Below are 18839 nucleotides of genomic sequence, written 5' to 3' on the forward strand. Positions count from 1 at the left end.
ATGAAATTTATATTGATCGGATCCTCGACTGGTGGACCGAGAATATTGTTTGATCTGTTTGCTGATCTTCCAACATTATCGGCGGCAATAATTCTCATTCAGCATATGCCCGTTTCTACTGCAAACAGGCTGGCTAAACGCCTTAGCCAGTTAACATCCAATACCATATACATAGCGGAAGACCAGCAGGCTATCACACCCGGGTCTGTCTTCATTGCCCCAGGCGATCAGCATCTTATCCTGGAGAATTATGAACACATACATCTCACCAGTGAAGAAAAAGTAAACTTTGTCCGCCCGTCTATCGATGTTACAATGTTACATCTAAAACGGGATCTCAGGCACCAGGTTCTTGGAATAATCTTATCCGGGATGGGTTCAGATGGAGCAGAAGGACTCGCTCATATAAAAAAAATTGGTGGAATAACTGCTGTACAGGATCCTGTTAGCTGTACAATCAAAAGTATGCCTGAAGCAGCATTAAAAACAGAACAGGTAGATCAAACACTAGCACCAGAAGAACTAAAAAAACTTATGATTGATTTTTCTAAATCATGAATTCCGTAAGGTAAATACTCCCATCTCTTTATTCATATTGGCTACTGCATCATTAATTAAATCAATTATTTCTGTTATTTGAGAGACTACTGCAAGGGCTTCTTCACTTGTAGCTGATGAATGGGTCGCATCATCAGCGGTTTTCTTTACAAGAACGCTCATCTCGTTTGCACTGGCAGTAATCTCTTCGAATGATGCTGCCTGTTGTTCTGTTGCCCGAGCTATTGTCAGCATCTTCTGGTTTATAGTATCAACTGAAGATGTCAGTTGGGTAAATACGTTTAATGTGTCGTTCAAAGCACGGTTACCATCTTGTACGGCTTTTCCTGCTGCTTCTATAGCGATGGCTGCATTGTCTGATTTGCGTTCCAGACCCTGAATCATATCTGCAATTGATTCGGCTGATGTTCTTGATTCCTGGGCCAGAGATTTTACTTCAGATGCGACTACTGCAAATCCCCTTCCTGCTTCTCCAGCACGTGCAGCCTCAATGGCTGCATTAAGAGCAAGAAGGTTTGTCTGGTTAGCGAGATCAGTTATTATATTGACAATCTTTCTGATCTGATTCATTTCACTTCTAATCTCTGTGATTATTGATTCAACTTCGGATGATGAACGGGTGATACTTTCCATTCCTTTATCTGCGTTTTCAGCATGTTCAGTTCCTTTCTTTGCAAGATTGTTTGCATCTTCACTTAACCGTGCAACTGAATCAGCATTCCCGGAAATATCACTAACCATAACCGTAAGATCTGACATGGCCTGAAGAACCTGATAAATTCCGTCTTCGGATTTTGCTGCATTAGCAGAGGTCTCTTCAGCGTTTTGTGAGATCTCTTTAGCTCCTCTGCTGACATCTTCAACACCGAACTGGGCTGTTGATGCATGATGAGAGAGATTTTCCACTTCTTTAATCAGCGTGGCAACTGTTTTTGATATCTCAATTCCAATATGGTCCAGTGATTGTTTGAACAGTGAGAAATCCCCTTCTGCACGGATTGAATTATCAAAGATTTCAGCAAAGTTGCATTTAGCATAGTTATCTGAAACTCTCATAGCCTCCTTGAGTGGGTTTACTACCGCCTCGAAGGTCTGGTTCATTCCAGTTACAACACGGGCATAGTCACCCAGATGTCTCAGAGGATCAGCTCGTACCTCAAGTTCTCCTTGTACGGCTGCTTGTGAGAGGAGATTTGCATCATCAATGAGTAGGTGTATAGCACTGATACATTGGTTGAGGTTATTTTTTATTTCGTTGAAGTCTCCCCTGTATTCATCAGTAATAATAGGTGGAAGGTCTCCTTTGCTGATTCTGTCAATATATTCTGCTGCCAGATTTAATGGGGAGATATATGCATCAAGCATATGATTGATACCCTCAATCATCTTTCCGTTTTCTCCCGGATATTTCGCTGAATCAGCTCTGACATCAAGTTTTCCCTCCATTGCAGCCTGGATAAGCATCTCTATGTCCTGATTTCTCATATGGACAACATCCATGAGAGCATTGAGATTATTCTTAATCTCGTTGAAATCTCCATGGTATTCTTCTGTAATCCTTGGTGGTATATCCCCTTTGCTAATTCTGTCAATATATTCAGCAGAAACGTTAATCGGTCCGATATATGCATCAAGCATATGATTGATACCCTCAATCATCTTTCCGTTTTCGCCCGGATATTTCGCTGAATCAGCTCTGACATCAAGTTTCCCATCAATAGCAGCCTGGATGAGCATTTCAATGTCATTATTTCTCATATGGACAACGTCCATGAGAGCATTGAGATTATTCTTAATCTCGTTGAAGTCCCCGTGGTATTCTTCAGTAATCCTGGGTGGCATATCTCCTTTGCTGATCCTGTCAATATATTCTGCAGATACGTTAATCGGTCCGATATATGCATCGAGCATATGATTGATGCCCTCAATCATCTTTCCGTTTTCGCCTGGATATTTCGAAGAATCAGCCCTGACATCAAGTTTCCCATCAATAGCTGCATCAATGAGATTTTTAATATCTGCGTTTCGCATGTGGATTACATCCATGAGAGCATTGAGATTATTCTTAATCTCGTTGAAGTCCCCGTGGTATTCTTCAGTAATCCTGGGTGGCATATCCCCTTTGCTGATCCTGTCAATATATTCAGCAGAAACGTTGATTGGACCGATATATGCATCAAGCATATGATTGATGCCCTCAATCATTTTTCCGTTTTCGCCCGGATATTTCGAAGAATCAGCCCTGACATCAAGTTTCCCATCAATACCAGCATCGATGAGCATTTCAATGTCATTATTTCTCATATGGACAACGTCCATAAGAGCATTGAGATTATTCTTAATCTCATTAAAGTCCCCATGGTATTCTTCAGTAATCCTGGGTGGCATGTCTCCTTTGCTTATCCTGTCGATATATTCTGCAGATACGTTAATCGGTCCGATGTAGGCATCGAGCATGTGATTAATGCCCTCAATCATCTTCCCGTTTTCGCCCGGATATTTCGAAGAATCCGCTCTGACATCAAGTTTACCATTAATAGCAGCTTCAATGAGGTTTTTGATGTCTGCATTTCTCATATGAACGACTTCAATGAGAGCATTGAGATTATTCTTAATTTCATTGAAGTCCCCATGATATTCTTCAGTAATCCTTGGCGGTATATCGCCCTTGCTAATTCTGTCAATATATTCTGCAGAGACATTAATCGGTCCGATGTAGGCATCAAGCATGTGATTGATGCCCTCAATCATCTTCCCGTTTTCGCCCGGATATTTCGAAGAATCAGCCCTGACATCCAGTTTCCCATCAATGGCAGCATCTATGAGCATCTTAATGTCATTATTTCTCATGTGGACAACGTCCATGAGAGCATTAAGATTATTTTTAATCTCATTGAAGTCTCCGTGATATTCTTCAGTAATCCTGGGTGGCATGTCTCCTTTGCTAATCCTGTCAATATATTCAGCAGATACATTAATCGGTCCGATATAGGCATCAAGCATGTGATTAATGCCCTCAATCATCTTCCCGTTTTCGCCCGGATACTTTGAAGAATCCGCTCTGACATCCAGTTTCCCATTAATAGCAGCATCAATGAGATTTTTAATATCTGCGTTTCTCATGTGGACAACGTCCATGAGAGCATTAAGATTATTTTTAATCTCGTTGAAGTCTCCGTGGTATTCTTCAGTAATCCTGGGTGGCATGTCTCCTTTACTTATCCTGTCAATATATTCAGCAGATACATTAATCGGTCCGATATAGGCATCGAGCATGTGATTGATACCCTCAATCATCTTCCCATTTTCGCCGGGATATTTCGAAGAATCAGCCCTGACATCCAGTTTCCCATCAATGGCAGCATCTATAAGCATCTTAATGTCATTATTTCTCATGTGGACAACGTCCATGAGAGCATTAAGATTATTTTTAATCTCATTGAAGTCTCCGTGATATTCTTCAGTAATCCTGGGTGGCATGTCTCCTTTGCTAATCCTGTCAATATATTCAGCAGATACATTGATCGGTCCGATATAGGCATCAAGCATCTGATTGATACCCTCAATCATCTTCCCGTTTTCGCCGGGATATTTCGAAGAATCGGCCCTGACATCCAGTTTCCCATCAATAGCTGAATCTATGAGCATCTTGATATCAGCGTTTCTCATATGAACGACATCAATGAGAGCATTAAGATTATTTTTAATCTCATTGAAATCGCCCCTGTAATCGTCGGAGATTTTCGGAGGAATATCTCCCTTACTGACCCGATCTATATACTCAGCTGATACATTGATAGGCCCAAGATATGCGTCCAGTATTTTATTGATCCTATTGATAAGGCCACCATGGTACCCCGTGTATTTTGAAGTATCCGCTCTGACATCAAGCCTACCTTCTTCTGCTGCTGATGAAAGAAGCGAAATATCGTCATTTCGGAGGTGGATTACATCGATTAGCGTATTGAGATTATTTTTAATCTCATTGAAGTCTCCTTTATATTCTTCTGTTATTTTAATTGGGAGATCTCCTTTGCTGATTCTATCGATATATTCTGCAGAGACGTTGAATGGTCCAATATACGCATCAAGCATTTGATTGATGCCTTCAATCATTTTTCCGTTCTCTCCCGAATATTTCCTGGGATCTGCCCTTACATCCAGGTTTCCTGATTTTGCAGCATCTATAAGGGACTTGATATCATCATTTCTGAGCTGAATAACATCGATAAGATTATTGAGATTATTTTTAATTTCGTTGAAGTCTCCCCTGTAAGCTTCAGTAATCCGTGGTGGAAGATCCCCTTTACTAATCCTGTCAATATATTCTGCAGATACGTTAATTGGAGCAATGTAGGCATCTAGCATCTGATTGATGCCTTCAATCATTTTTCCGTTTTCGCCCGGATATTTTTTTGAATCAGCTCGAACATCCAGGCGTCCATCTATACCTGAATTAATGAGCATTTTGATGTCTTCATTTCGCATGTGAACAACATCAATGAGGGCATTGAGGTTATTTTTGATCTCATTGAAGTCTCCCCTATATGCTTCAGTAATCCGCGGAGGGAGATTTCCCTTACTTATTCTGTCTATATATTCTGCAGATACGTTAATTGGTCCGATGTAGGCATCCAGTATCTTATTGAGCCCCTCAAGAATTTTTCCATGATATCCTGGATATTTTGTAGGATCTGCCCGTGCATCGAGTTTTCCCTCAACTGCTGCACTAATGAGCATATTTATGTCTTTACCCCGCATCACTGAGACCTCAATGACCCGGTTCAAATCTTTAAGTATTTTTCCGAGTTCACCGGAATATTTGTCAGTAGGGATGAGATCAGGTACTTTGCCTTCTGCAAAGTCTGAAAAAGCACTAGCTGCTATCCTGACTGGGGTACTAATACTATTAATTGCTAAGTCCAGGGAATCTATCATGTTCCTGAACCCTCCCTGGTACCTGGCCGGTTCTATCCGGGCTGAAAGTTCACCAGAACTGCATGATTCTGAAAACCTAGTAAAATCGGTTTGCATGAGCGAAAGATTTTCACAAATTTTATTGAGTTTCTCAGTTACAATATTCCGGTTACCGGGGAGCCGTGGAATATCTGGATGAAATGACCCCTCCAATATTGAACCTATTGCATCTGATATACCCTTTTCTTCCTGTACAAACAAATCAGTCAGTTGATTAACAAGATTGAGGATGCTTAACTCGTTCCCTGAAAAACGAGTTATGTCAATCCTAGCATCTGAAAGTCCCGATTTTTGAAATTCAAGTAACTTCGAAATCTCTTCATATATACGACCAGTTATCTGGCCATCAAATTCTGAAATTGTATCCTGTGGCCCCATCATTTCCCTCTGATACAGACAGCACGTTTACAAATCCAACGTGAGTGTGTCAGCATTATGTTATCTCATATATTTATAATGAAGTGATGTTAATCTCCGTAAATTTCCTTTGAAATGTAATATTTTTGAGATTCATATAATAAAGTATAAGTATGGTAGAAAGAAGTGAGTTTCCATAATTTATTTATATTAAAGATACCAACATATGATCAACTACCTTGGAGGTAGATCGATGAAGTATGGAATGAAGAACGAGGGACGAGGTGGATCGATCAGATCACAGATGCCTGCTTATTCCGGGGTCCGGTCTGGCAGAGTTTCTGGTCAGAATCGTGTCACCCATTACAGGTATACTTCCTGCCTACTTCCGGGCGGAAAGACCACGGCAACTGTCCGTGCATTCAGGTAATTCTGAACAACCGGATATAATCACGCCTGATCGGAAATCTGAAGGTTTTGATCAGAGCCAGCGGTCCTGAACCGGGAGTTGGGTGAAGGAGGAGGGGGCAACAGATATTGGCAACCCCTCTGTCGTATTGAATAGCGAATAGCATTGGTAAATTTCATAAATCGAGGAATAAACATGAGACAAGTCGCAATTTACGGAAAAGGTGGAATTGGAAAATCCACAACAACACAGAACACAGTCGCAGCACTTGCAGTTGCTGGAAAGAAGATCATGGTAGTTGGCTGCGACCCGAAAGCAGATTCTACAAGGCTTCTGCTACACGGTCTTTGTCAGAAGACTGTCATGGCAACCCTGCGTGATGAGGGAGATGACCTTGAACTTGATGATATCCTGAAACCAGGATTCATGGATGTAAAATGTGTGGAATCCGGAGGTCCTGAGCCTGGTGTTGGGTGTGCAGGCCGTGGTATCATCACATCAATCAATCTGCTCGAATCGATGGGTGCATATACACCGGATCTTGATTACGTCTTCTATGATGTGCTCGGTGATGTGGTCTGCGGAGGATTTGCAATGCCAATTCGTGAAGGAAAGGCAGAAGAGATCTACATCGTCGCTTCCGGAGAACTGATGGCGTTGTATGCAGCAAACAACATTGCCAAAGGTATCCAGAAGTACGCAGACACCGGAAAAGTCAGACTTGGTGGAATCATCTGTAACAGCCGTAAGGTAGACAACGAATATGCTCTGCTCAAAGCCTTTGCAGAAGAACTTGGCTCACAGCTGATCCACTTTGTCCCACGTGACAACCTCGTTCAGCGGGCAGAGATCAACAAGAAGACCGTAATTGACTTTGAACCCGACTCAGAGCAGGCTCAAGAGTACAAAAAACTTGCAAACGCCATCGACACAAACAAGTTGTTTGTTAAACCAAAACCAATGGAACAGGACAGACTTGAAGAACTGATGATGCAGCACGGATTCCTGGATGCATTGTTATAAGGTGGCAGGAGGAAGGAAACATGTTACTCATCAGAGCTATCGTCAGACCTGAAAAGAAAGACGAAGTACTAGCAGCCCTTTCCAAAGCAGGGTTTCCGGCAGCAACCGTCGTTGATGTAGTCGGTCGTGGAAAGCAGAAGGGTATCAAGATGGGTGGAATGCTCTATGATGAGATTCCAAAAATCCTCATCATGGTAGCCATTCATGACGAAGAGCGTGAGAATATCATCGATGTTGTCCTTAAGACCGCACGAACCGGTGAGGACGGAACATTTGGTGATGGTAAGATCTTCATCACTCCGCTCGAAGAGGTTTATACAATCTCCCGGGGCGGACGAGGCCTCTAATTCGGGAGGCATTGTCCATGAAGGAGATTATGGCAGTCGTCAGGATGAATAAGACGAATGCTACCAAAAAAGCACTGATCGAAGCCGGAGTGGCAGGATTTACTGCCATAAAGGTTCTTGGCAGGGGAAAACCTGTCGAAGATGAGGCTGTGATACAGGAGCGGAAAAATAAGCTTCTGGAGATGGCAGTACACGAGAGCATAGATGCTGAAGAAGCAGAACGGCAGGTAGTCAGTTTCCTTGACGGGTCACGACTATTTCCCCGCAGGCTTTTTACCATCCTTGCTCATGACGACGATGTACCACGGATCATTGAAGCCATCACCAAAGCCAATAAGACTGAGAATAACGTCGGAGACGGAACAATCTTCGTCATGCCGATAGCCGATGCTGTAAGGGTCCGGACTGGAGAAGCCGGGGAAGCAGCAATCTGGTAATACAGGATTTGATTGAAATGTCAATGAGCGAAGAAATGATGGGGGATATGCTGGAGAAATATCCGGAAAAGGTTCTCAAAAACCGGAAAAAGCATATCACTATCGTAGATACAAATCAGGCCTGTCAGCAGATAGAGGCGAATACCCGGACTATTCCGGGTATTATTACCCAGCGTGGCTGTGCATATGCAGGATGTAAAGGTGTGGTCGTCGGCCCTATCAAGGATATGGTCCACATCGTTCACGGTCCGATTGGATGTGCATTCTATGCCTGGGGTACCAGGAGAAACAAGGCACGAGCCGATGACAACACTCCACCGGAAAAGATGTTCTCAACCCTGTGTGTCTCAACTGACATGCAGGAGAGTGACATCGTCTTTGGTGGTGAAAAGAAGCTTGCCAAGATGATTGACGAGGTTGTGGAGATGTTCCATCCCCGTGCAGTCTCAATCTGTGCAACCTGCCCGGTTGGACTTATTGGAGATGATCTTGGAGCAGTTGCAAAAGCAGCCCAGGAACGACATGGCATTCAGGTACTCTCCTTTAATTGTGAAGGATACAAGGGTGTCAGCCAGTCTGCAGGTCACCACATCGCCAACAACAACCTGATGGAGAATGTCATTGGAACCGGTCCTGAACGGGACCCTAATGACAAGTATGTCATCAACATCCTTGGTGAATACAACATCGGTGGTGATGGCTGGGAGATGGAACGGATACTGGGAGATATCGGATACAAGGTAAACTGTGTCCTTACGGGAGACACAAGTTACCTTGAGATCAAGAATCTTCACCAGGCACATCTGAACCTTGTCCAGTGTCACCGGTCGATCAACTACATCGCTGAGATGATGGAGACCAAGTATGGAACTCCATGGCTCAAGGTGAACTTCATCGGCGTCGAAGCGACCAAGAAGAGCCTTCGTGAAATGGCACTCTGCTTTGGTGATGAGGAACTCATCAGGAAAACAGAAGAAGTCATTGCACGCGAAGAAGCGAGAATCATGCCGGTCATCGAGCACTACCGCAAGATCTGCCAGGGCAAGACTGCCTTTGCATTTGTTGGTGGTTCACGAAGTCACCACTACATGCACCTCCTCCGGGACCTGGGCATGGAAGTGGTAGTAGCCGGATATGAGTTCGCACACCGTGATGATTACGAAGGTCGTCAGGTAATTCCGACACTCAAGATTGATGCAGATTCAAAAAATATTCCCGAACTGCACCTGAGCCCGGACCCTGAGAAGTTCAAGGATGCACATGTTCATCTGAACATGTCAAAAGAGAAGTTCGATGAGCTGAACAAGAAAGTTCCGCTCAACTACTATGAAGGTATGCAGCCTGACATGAAAGATGGCGAGATAATGATTGATGACTGCAATCACCACGAACTCGAAAAGATGGTTCGTGCATTAAAGCCAGATCTCGTATTCGCCGGTGTCAGAGACAAATATTACGTGCAGAAACTCGGAGTGCCTGCAAAACAGATGCACTCATACGACTACAGCGGACCATATGCCGGATACAACGGAGCATTAAACTTTGCCCGTGATGTTGCCAACGCAATCACAACTCCGGCATGGAAACTGGTCACTGCCCCCTGGGAGAAACAGACCCAATAACAGGAGTGATAAGAATGCTCGAATGTATGCCAGAAGGCGAGGTAGTTCACACGGCCGGAAAGATTAATCCGGTCAAAACCTGCCAGCCTATCGGTGCAATGTATGCGGCACTCGGAATCCACCGGTGCCTTCCCCACAGCCACGGATCACAAGGCTGTTGTGCGTATCACCGTATGCATCTGACCCGTCACTTCCGTGACCCGGTCCTTGCATCGACCAGCTCGTTCACCGAAGGAGCATCGGTGTTCGGTGGTGCAGCAAACCTGAAGACCGCAATCAAGAATGTGTTTGAGATCTACAAGCCAGATATCATCGCTGTCCACACCACCTGCCTCAGTGAGACCATCGGTGATGACCTGCCAACGATCATCAAACAGTCAGAGGTTCCGGAAGGAAAGGTTGTCATCCATGCAAACACCCCGTCATACCAGGGTTCCCACATCACCGGGTTCTCAAACATGGTCAAAGCCATGGTCACGTACCTGGCTGCACGGGATGAGGAGACAATCCGAAAGAAACGTGTCAATATCATACCGGGATTTGTAAACCCCTCTGATATGAGGGAGATCAAACGGATCACCTCAAGTCTTGGTGTTGATATGATCATGTTCCCTGACACCACAAATGTGCTTGACTCTCCGCTCACTGCAAAATATGATATGTACCCGGAGGGTGGGACAACTGTGGAAGAGATCAGGGACACCGGGAATTCCCGTCTGACCCTGGCACTTGGAGCCTGGTCATCAAACGCTGCCGGTGCAGCCCTCATGGAGAAATGCGGAGTACCCTGCGTTCCTCTGAAGGTTCCAATCGGTCTCAAGGCGACTGATGATCTGATCATGACCCTGAAAGAGAAGTTCGATGCAGTAGTTCCTGATGACCTGACTCTTGAACGTGGTCAGGTCGTTGATACCCTCATCGATACACACTTCCACTACCAGGGAAAGAAGGTCGCCATCTACGGGGATCCCGATATCGTGGTTCCACTGGTTGAATTCGTGCTGACGATGGGAATGATTCCCAAGTATGTCATAACAGGCACTCCCGGAAAGGCATTCGAAGAACAAGTCGGAGCCATGATCGAGGAAGCCGGAATAGAAGACTACATCGTCAAGGCTGAAGGGGATCTTTTCGACCTCCACCAGTGGATCAAGGAAGAGTCAGTCGACCTTCTGATCGGAAATACGTACGGGAAGTATATCGCAAGAACTGAGGATATTCCACTTGTCAGAGTCGGATTCCCCATTCTTGACCGGGCCGTTCACCCCCTCATGCCCATAACCGGGTACAAAGGATGCCTCCGGCTCATAGAAATGATAAGCAACGCCCTCCTGGAACGCCGGGACCGCGATTGCCTGGACGAAGATTACGAACTGGTACTCTAAGGTTCCAAGATAGCATCATTGGATCCTTAAAATACCTTATATCAAAATAAACCGGTGAATGTCATGGAGCATGATTGTTCGCTTGCGTCCGGCTCCTCCGGATGCATTAGCGAACGCCAAAACTCCATCATAACCACAGGGAAGAACAAAAGCCGCATTCATTGCGCAGATGACAGTCTGGCCGGGGCGGTCAGTCAGCGAGCCTGCGTGTTCTGCGGAGCACGGGTGGTACTCAATCCGATTACGGATGCAATCCACCTGGTCCACGGTCCAATCGGCTGTGCCACGTACACCTGGGATATCAGGGGAAGCCTTTCCAGTGATTCCGAGATGTACAGGCATAGTTTTTCCACCGACTTGAAAGAGAAGGACGTGGTTTTTGGTGGCGAACCAAAACTGGCTGCCTGTCTGGACGAAGTCATATCAAAGTACCATCCCCCGGCAGTGTTTGTGTACTCAACCTGCGTAGTCGGGATGATCGGCGATGACATCATTGCAGTCTGCAAAGATGCATCAGAAAGACATGGAATAGACGTTATTCCGGTGGAGTCATCAGGATTCCTCTCAGGAAATAAGATCGTCGGATACCGGGCTGCAGCAGAAGCAATAATGAAACTTATCCGGCCAAAACCCGGAGAAGTAATCGAGAAAACCAGAAAACTCAACTTCCTGGGTGAATATAACCTGGGAGGAGAGAAGTGGCTGATTGAACGGTACCTGAATGAGATCGGAATTGAAGTGAATGTTGCATTCACCGGAGATTCAACCGTAGCAGCACTGAAACAGGCTCCCGGATCCTGTCTGAACATCGTGCAGTGTACCGGATCGATGCACTGGGTGGCAAACAACCTCGAGAAGGAGTATGGAATTCCGTATATGGATGTCAACTTCTTCGGAGCAGAGAATACTGCAGATAGTCTGCGGCGAATTGCTGCTTTCTATGGTGATCCAGAGATCATCAGAAAGGCAGAAGTTCTCATCGAACGTGAACTGGCACGAATCACCCCGATCATCGCCGGATACCGGAAAAAACTGACAGGAAAGCGAGCTGCGATTTACGTAGGCGGTGCGTTTAAGGCTGTCGCCCTGATCAGGCAGATGAAGGACCTCGGAATGGAGGTCGTGGTGACCGGAACCCAGACCGGAAAGCAGGAAGAGTACGAGACCATCAGCGGCCTTCTGAGTGAAGGAACCATCGTTGTCGACGATGCCAATCCAGCAGAGATCGAAAAGTTCCTTCTGGACATGAAGGTTGACGTGATGGCTGGCGGAGTCAAGGAACGGGTTCTGGCTTACAAACTTGGAATCGGGTTTGTGGATCATAACCATGATCGCAAGGAATGTCTGGCCGGATTTGACGGTGCAGTGACGTTTGCACGGGAAGTGTACATCACGACCTGTTCGCCGGTCTGGAAACATCTGAAAGAGAGTATAGGAGGTGTGTAATCATGGCGAACCATACGGCAATCAATACCCTTCGGGTTAAAGAAGTCAACGAGAATCAATGCCACATGTGTATGCCACTCGGAGGCGTTATTGCATTCAAAGGAATTGAGGGTGCAATGGTACTCGTACATGGTTCGCAGGGCTGCAGCACGTATATGCGTCTTGCAAATGTGGAGCATTTCCACGAACCTGTAGATGTCGCCTCCTCTTCGCTGAATGAGAAACAGACCATCCTCGGCGGAGAGAAAAACCTGAACAAGGCACTTGATAATGTGCTGCGGGTGTATCAGCCTACGATGCTTGGTATCCTTACGACATGTCTAGCTGAGACGATGGGTGAGGATATGGACCGGATGATCAAGTCATACATGCAGAGTCATCCAAGCATTGGTGTTGATATCATTCCGGTAGCAACTCCCAGTTATGGTGGCACTCATTCGGAAGGATTCTGGGCCACTACCCGGGCAGTTATTGCACATTATGCAAAACCCTGTGAGAGTCACAACCGGATCAATGTGATTGTTCCCAACATCAGTCCAGCTGATATCAGGGAGATCAAACGGATTCTGGGATTCTTCGGAATGGAATACACTCTGATTCCTGATATCTCGATGACCCTTGACAGGCCATACGGTGGCAGGTATCAGAAGATTCCAACCGGAGGGACAAGTCCTGCCGATATCTCACGGATGCCAGGTGCACCAGTTACGATACAGTTTGGAAAGACCTGTCCGGACGCACTGTCCCCGGGATTATTCCTGGAGCAGCAGTTTGGTGTCAGGCTGGTCAATCTGCCACTCCCTATCGGTGTAGATAACGTAGACCAGTTCGTTGCAGCATTGTCATCAATAAGTGGACAACCTGTTCCAGAGCAGCTGACACTTGAACGTGGCTGGCTTCTTGATGGAATGGCAGATGCACACAAGTACAATGCAGAAGGAAGGCCGGTTATCTATGGCGAGCCTGAGATGGTCTATGCCCTGACCGGGATCTGTATCGAGAATGGTGCAGAACCGGTTGTTATTGCAAGCGGTTCACCACACAGCAAACTGAAAGATCTCGTCGGACCGATGATATCAGATCTGGCTGAACAGCCGGTTCTGATAGAGGAGGCTGACTTTGCGTCCATCGAGCATGCAGCAGTTTCGGCTGGTGCAACGATCGGTGTCGGCCATACTGGAGGAAAATTCCTGACAGAGAGACATGGAATTCCTGTAACCAGGATCGGGTATCCGATACATGATCGGATTGGCGGTCAGCGGATCTTCTCAGCAGGGTATGCCGGAACTCTGGCATTCCTTGACCGGTTTACGAACACACTTCTAGAAAAGAAGTACAGTTCATACCGGGAAAAGAAGAAGGAAGAGATGTTTAACCATATCCGGGGATAAACCCGGCAAATTTATTTCGGAGATGTACTATGCAGAAACCAAGCAAACATATCTTTATCTGTACCAGCTCACGCCCAACAGGTCAGCAGAAAGGATTCTGTCACACCAAGGAAGGCGTTGATGTAATGGCAAAGTTCATGGAAGAGGTTGAAGAACGCGATCTGGGCGGTGACGTATTCATCACCAACACCGGATGTTTCGGGATTTGTGAGAAAGGACCGATAGTTGTGGTCTATCCCGACAATGTCTGGTATGGATCGGTAGGCCTTGATGATGTGGAAGAGATCATGGAATCACACATCGAAGGCGGCACAGTCGTGGACCGGCTGGTTATCTAAAGGAGGCATTATGATCCCCGAGATTGCAGCAATGCTCGATCAGGAGGGGTGTACTACAACCCTGACCGGCCCCGGAGAAGTCGTTATATACTCCAAGGATTTGTCTTCCTGGGAACCAGTCAGGAGGATGCCATTTGCCCTTGATACAAGTCAGGGTCTTGTACAGCTCAGGCAAAAGATGTCTGAACTCATTGCGTTCCTTGGTGACTGCAGGATTTTTGTTGCCAAGGCAGCGAGTGGGGCGATATTCTTTGAGCTGGAAAAAGCCAGATGCGGAGTCTGGGAGATCTCAGGCAAACCTGAAGAGTTCCTTGCCCAGGTCTGGAAAGAAGAAGAAGATCAGGAGTCTGAAGTCCCAACAGGTGCTATAGATATTCCTGTTCCGGTTGAGATTTCTCCTGGCAAATACTACCTGTCCATTAAGGACATCCAGGGAAAAAGACCTGAAGTGAGCAGTAAACAGGTACTTCAGAAGTTTATCAAAACCGGGGCATATCAAGAGCTTGAGGTTATCTGTGATCATATTCCGCCATGGATAGCACTCGAGTCAACATGCTGCGGGTTTACGATGCAGAGCGAACGATTAGGACCAAGTGAGGTGAAATTAGTACTGACAAAGAACCCGGCTGACAGCTGTGGATGTACATAAAAAAGTTCTATACCACTCGATAACTCAAGGAAATACCATACACCAAATCACACCTTTTCTGGGAGAGCGTCATGCTCTCTCATTTCCTCCACATGATATCACCATAGAGATATCATGAATATCTATTCAATCTAGGCATAATCATCTTGAGAAACTGACTGTAATGTACAGATCTTCTCCTGAAAATAATAGAACAATTATCTATATCAGTCGCATTTCCCGGAATCCGTTTTCATTTCTGTTTCTATTTCTGTTTCCAGATCCAAATCTGATGTAATTCCGATTTTATCTCGAAATCTTAAATTTTAACTCCTGATCACGAATTGATCTGGTCTTTCTTTAATTATATCACCTTTCAGTGTCATTTTTTTATTTTTCTGTTAATCCTCATTGATATTAAAATACCTCAATGGAGAGCCTAACGAGTGAACAACTGGAAATGTGCCGAAATGAGGGCAAATCATATATGGCTATAACAAATAACATAAATATGGAAACTAATCCTGTTTTTAAGATTTTTGATTATCTTCCCAGGCAGGGGGCCGGGGATGATGAGCATACTAAAAAGGCATTTTTGCTCACCGTAGATCAATATAACGGAGATGTGGATATCCTCGATGTTGGGTGCGGGAAGGGTGTACAGACAATGGCCCTTGCCCGCTTGTGTCCATCCAGCAGGATAATTGCAGCAGATATATACCAGCCTTTCCTCGATGCATTGGATAAAAAAATCGTCGCAGAAGGTTATTTCGATAGAGTCAAAACGCTTTGTGCATCTATGGATGATCTGCCCTTTGAAGAGGAATCTTTCGATATTATATGGGCTGAAGGATGCTCATCCATCATAGGTATCGAAAATGCCATTTTGTACTGGAAAAAATTCCTGAAACAGGGCGGATACATTATGATATCAGATATTTTTTGGTTTACAGAAAAACCATCTGATGAGGCCCGTGAATTCTTCGCTGAATTTCATCCTGCAATGATGATAGAAGAGAAAGGATGTGAGATCATCAGAAATGCAGGTCTTAATCTGGTTGGATCCTTCAGGCTCCCAACTAATGTATGGGAAGAGAGTTTTTACGGTAAATTGAGGGAGAAGTTTGGAACACTTGAAGAAGAATTTGCTGATGATGAGACTGCCATGATGGTAATTGATGGACTCAAAAAACAGACCAGAATCTTTGAGAAACACCCTGATGAGTTTGGGAATACCTATTTTATAATGAGAAAACCCTTGTGAAGAATAGAAGTAAATAATTTTTTTTATATAAGCAATATGTACATAACAATATTTCGATCTCAATTTTTTAATAATTATAAATTTTTTAAAAGAATCCGGACTTTTTGGAGTTTATATAGGGCAGGGATGAAGAAACATACGGTATAGAGCCTGGTTTTAGAGAAATTCCTCTAAGTCCAGAATACCTCAATAACAATCTCAATAACAAACTAAAAAATATCCCAACATTCTTGATTCCCAGATCTATCGATATCCACATACTGCATAAACCTGAATACAAGAGATCTGTTTCAGAAGCTTAGGATTTCAGACTGGAATCTCTTTTTCTTTCAGTATATTTCTGTTTTCAAAACTATCCAGTGTGTCCTCCCCGGGGGATATGAGAAGGAAATTATAGTTGAACACTAACCCCGGAAACATATTGCTCTCTGGGGTGAGAAGTAGTAAAAGTTATTCTGAGTCTCAGAACACAGGAACATAATATGACTCAAAAGAATCTAAAAATAAAGTTAGGGCTCTTATTGCTCTTGGTTATTATCTGTAGTGTCTCTGCAGATCGTCTACCCAATATGGAGCCTGAAGTACAGTATTTCTCTCCAGATGGAATTGTAAATGCATCGAGGACTTCAGGTTCACATGTGAACAGTACGGAAACTGCTGTCCCTCACATCACGGCAAGTTATGATTCCTCCGTAATTTCAAAAATACTCGGAGTTGTCCCTTTTTTAGGTGATAATGAAGATAATCCTTTGGCTTTAAGAAAGATTAGTTCTGCTGAAGGTCTGGAACTGTATTTCTTAAACCAGACCCGGGCGAATGAAGAAAAAATTGCTAAAGATAAGGCGTTAAACTCAGAAAGAAAAAATTTTGATTTTACGTCTACGGAATCGGGTAAAGGCCTGTATAATGTCGAATCTCAAAAAGTATCCGCACCCCTTACAAACGGAGGGTCACACCTTCCTGCAATGATGCCAGAAAACCAGGTATTCTCATTGGATACAGCTACTGGCTATTCCCAGTCCAGATCAGGAACAGATGTAGCATCAACATTCTCAACAACAAATATCCAGGTAACCGGAGTAGATGAACCGGATTTTGTTAAGAATGATGGAAAATATATCTATATCATCAGTAACAAAAACCTGACGATTGTTGACGCATTTCCTCCTCAAAACGCCAAAATTGATTCACAGATCCCAGTAGAAGGCGATGTATCTGATATTTTCCTGAACGGAGATCGTCTGGTTATCTTTACCGGGAAGAATGGTCAGGGCTGGATTAAACCAGCAGGATCAGTTGCTCCGGTTCCAAGTTCCGAATATCAGACCCATGCACTTGTTTATTCGATATCTAATCGTGCTCATCCGCAGTTACAGCGTGACATTAGTATTCCGGGAAAATATCAGAACGCACGGATGATTGATGGTGATATCTACGTGCTGAATCAGGAGAGCCGGAACAGTGGAGATTACCATATGCCTGTTATCTATGATGGGAAAAGGGAGATTCCAATCAGAAATATCCGGGCTCCTCAGGTTCCACCGGATAATTATGTATTTTACTCACTTACATCCTTTAATATTCATAATGATGCCCAGCCTACAGCTGAATCATTTCTTCTTGGCCGGGATAGTACGCTCTATGTTTCAACAGGAAATATATATATTGCCTACAAGAATCAGGCAAACAATCCCGGCTCATTGCCCACCTATAAGGATTCTGTCGTACACCGATTTGGTATCAAGGATGGAAAGATATCGTATAAATCCACGGGGACATTCCCTGGATACCTTCTCAACCAGTTTTCTCTCGATGAATATGAGGGAAACCTTCGGGTCGCAACCACGATAGACGAACCGGCCGCTACTGGTGGGCGTTCGAATGGAGTGTATGTTCTTGATCCAGATATGGTCATGATCGGCAGTCTTGATCACCTGGCTTCAGGAGAGAAGATATATTCGGCACGGTTTATGGGTGATCTGTTATACCTGGTCACGTTCAAAACGATGGACCCGCTCTTTGTAATAGATCTCTCAAATCCGAAAAACCCGGGAATTTTAGGAGAGTTAAAGATTCCGGGATACTCTGATTACCTTCACCCGTATGATAAAACCCATCTGATAGGAATCGGAAAAGATACCGCTCCGAGTCCGTTCGGATTCTCTACAACCGGATTAAAAATTGCATTATTCGATGTATCGAACCTTACAGACCCTATTGAAGTGGATCACGTCGTTATCGGAGAGAAAGGTTCTGATTCAGAAGTATTGAATGATCATCGGGCGTTCCTCTTGGATCAGAGCAAAAATGTGATGGCGATCCCCGTACAGGAGGTAATAATTGGGAATTATGGCAGAAGTCCAGAATTTCCCCAGGTCTGGAAGGGGACGTATGTATTTGGAATAGATCCAAAAGCCGGGTTTATTGAGAAAGGAAGAATAGCACAGGATAATAATAGCTGGATTTATAATTATGACCAGGGTTCTGCAGTGAAACGATCCCTTCTCATGGATTCAATCCTGTATACAATCTCTCATCAGAATATTATGGCAACTGATATCAATGATCTTTCACAGCCGTTAGCAAATATTACCCTATAATGGGAAAGATGGTTTTATTCCGGAATATTCGGAATACCATCCACATTCTCTTGTAAC

The 18839-nt window shown here is 44.5% G+C and carries 14 protein-coding genes; 13 read left to right on the forward strand and 1 reads right to left on the reverse strand.

Annotated features, from left to right (window positions below):
* On the forward strand, positions 1-558 hold the full coding sequence (locus DK846_RS03180; protein ID WP_109967448.1) for a chemotaxis protein CheB: 558 nt from the start codon (positions 1-3) through the stop codon (positions 556-558).
* Here DK846_RS03180 and DK846_RS17535 read toward each other — a convergent pair.
* Complete coding sequence (locus DK846_RS17535; RefSeq protein WP_109967449.1) at positions 553-5916, reverse strand: methyl-accepting chemotaxis protein; 5364 nt, start codon at positions 5914-5916, stop codon at positions 553-555. The two genes, DK846_RS03180 and DK846_RS17535, sit on opposite strands and share 6 nt — an antisense overlap.
* 229 nt (positions 5917-6145) lie before the next feature.
* Here DK846_RS17535 and DK846_RS17540 point away from each other — a divergent pair, with 229 nt between their 5' ends.
* The 12 genes from DK846_RS17540 (at position 6146) to DK846_RS03240 (ending at position 18782) form a co-directional block, all read left to right on the forward strand.
* Positions 6146-6322 (forward strand): hypothetical protein, encoded by a 177-nt coding sequence (locus DK846_RS17540; protein WP_181391589.1) that lies wholly within the window; start codon positions 6146-6148, stop codon positions 6320-6322.
* Between the two features lie 174 nt (positions 6323-6496).
* Positions 6497-7324, forward strand: coding sequence for a nitrogenase iron protein (gene nifH / locus DK846_RS03190; protein ID WP_109967450.1), 828 nt, complete (start codon positions 6497-6499; stop codon positions 7322-7324).
* Positions 7325-7344: 20 nt separating this feature from the next.
* The gene (locus tag DK846_RS03195) at positions 7345-7671 is read left to right on the forward strand and encodes a P-II family nitrogen regulator (RefSeq protein WP_109967451.1); all 327 of its coding nucleotides are present in this window, start codon (positions 7345-7347) and stop codon (positions 7669-7671) included.
* Positions 7672-7700: 29 nt separating this feature from the next.
* Entirely contained in the window at positions 7701-8108 is a 408-nt protein-coding gene (locus tag DK846_RS03200) for a P-II family nitrogen regulator (RefSeq protein ID WP_245926441.1), read from the forward strand.
* 47 nt (positions 8109-8155) lie between these two features.
* Positions 8156-9730 (forward strand): nitrogenase molybdenum-iron protein alpha chain, encoded by a 1575-nt coding sequence (gene nifD / locus DK846_RS03205; protein ID WP_245926442.1) that lies wholly within the window; start codon positions 8156-8158, stop codon positions 9728-9730.
* A gap of 26 nt (positions 9731-9756) precedes the next feature.
* A complete protein-coding gene (locus tag DK846_RS03210; protein ID WP_245926443.1) occupies positions 9757-11115 on the forward strand; it encodes a nitrogenase component 1 in 1359 nt (452 codons plus the stop codon).
* Positions 11116-11178: 63 nt separating this feature from the next.
* Complete coding sequence (nifE, locus tag DK846_RS03215) at positions 11179-12561, forward strand: nitrogenase iron-molybdenum cofactor biosynthesis protein NifE (RefSeq protein WP_109967455.1); 1383 nt, start codon at positions 11179-11181, stop codon at positions 12559-12561.
* A 2-nt stretch (positions 12562-12563) separates the two neighbouring features.
* The gene (locus DK846_RS03220; RefSeq protein WP_109967456.1) at positions 12564-13952 is read left to right on the forward strand and encodes a nitrogenase component 1; all 1389 of its coding nucleotides are present in this window, start codon (positions 12564-12566) and stop codon (positions 13950-13952) included.
* A gap of 29 nt (positions 13953-13981) precedes the next feature.
* Positions 13982-14290, forward strand: a complete 309-nt coding sequence (locus tag DK846_RS03225) for a 2Fe-2S ferredoxin (protein WP_109967457.1) — start codon at positions 13982-13984, stop codon at positions 14288-14290.
* Between the two features lie 10 nt (positions 14291-14300).
* A complete protein-coding gene (locus DK846_RS03230; RefSeq protein ID WP_245926444.1) occupies positions 14301-14939 on the forward strand; it encodes a Fe-only nitrogenase accessory AnfO family protein in 639 nt (212 codons plus the stop codon).
* 490 nt (positions 14940-15429) lie between these two features.
* On the forward strand, positions 15430-16182 hold the full coding sequence (locus DK846_RS03235; protein WP_109967797.1) for a class I SAM-dependent methyltransferase: 753 nt from the start codon (positions 15430-15432) through the stop codon (positions 16180-16182).
* Between the two features lie 569 nt (positions 16183-16751).
* The gene (locus DK846_RS03240; protein ID WP_181391590.1) at positions 16752-18782 is read left to right on the forward strand and encodes a beta-propeller domain-containing protein; all 2031 of its coding nucleotides are present in this window, start codon (positions 16752-16754) and stop codon (positions 18780-18782) included.
* The last annotated feature ends 57 nt before the right edge of the window (positions 18783-18839 follow it).

It is taken from the genome of Methanospirillum lacunae, from assembly GCF_003173355.1.
GTDB classification, from domain to species: Archaea; Halobacteriota; Methanomicrobia; order Methanomicrobiales; family Methanospirillaceae; genus Methanospirillum; species Methanospirillum lacunae.

Coding starts and splice junctions, on each gene's coding strand:
- DK846_RS03180 (WP_109967448.1), top strand. CDS start 1: ATGAAATTTATATTGATCGGATCCTCGACTGGTGGACCGAGAATATTG.
- DK846_RS17535 (WP_109967449.1), bottom strand. CDS start 5,916: ATGATGGGGCCACAGGATACAATTTCAGAATTTGATGGCCAGATAACT.
- DK846_RS17540 (WP_181391589.1), top strand. CDS start 6,146: ATGAAGTATGGAATGAAGAACGAGGGACGAGGTGGATCGATCAGATCA.
- nifH (WP_109967450.1), top strand. CDS start 6,497: ATGAGACAAGTCGCAATTTACGGAAAAGGTGGAATTGGAAAATCCACA.
- DK846_RS03195 (WP_109967451.1), top strand. CDS start 7,345: ATGTTACTCATCAGAGCTATCGTCAGACCTGAAAAGAAAGACGAAGTA.
- DK846_RS03200 (WP_245926441.1), top strand. CDS start 7,701: ATGGCAGTCGTCAGGATGAATAAGACGAATGCTACCAAAAAAGCACTG.
- nifD (WP_245926442.1), top strand. CDS start 8,156: ATGCTGGAGAAATATCCGGAAAAGGTTCTCAAAAACCGGAAAAAGCAT.
- DK846_RS03210 (WP_245926443.1), top strand. CDS start 9,757: ATGCCAGAAGGCGAGGTAGTTCACACGGCCGGAAAGATTAATCCGGTC.
- nifE (WP_109967455.1), top strand. CDS start 11,179: ATGGAGCATGATTGTTCGCTTGCGTCCGGCTCCTCCGGATGCATTAGC.
- DK846_RS03220 (WP_109967456.1), top strand. CDS start 12,564: ATGGCGAACCATACGGCAATCAATACCCTTCGGGTTAAAGAAGTCAAC.
- DK846_RS03225 (WP_109967457.1), top strand. CDS start 13,982: ATGCAGAAACCAAGCAAACATATCTTTATCTGTACCAGCTCACGCCCA.
- DK846_RS03230 (WP_245926444.1), top strand. CDS start 14,301: ATGATCCCCGAGATTGCAGCAATGCTCGATCAGGAGGGGTGTACTACA.
- DK846_RS03235 (WP_109967797.1), top strand. CDS start 15,430: ATGGAAACTAATCCTGTTTTTAAGATTTTTGATTATCTTCCCAGGCAG.
- DK846_RS03240 (WP_181391590.1), top strand. CDS start 16,752: ATGGAGCCTGAAGTACAGTATTTCTCTCCAGATGGAATTGTAAATGCA.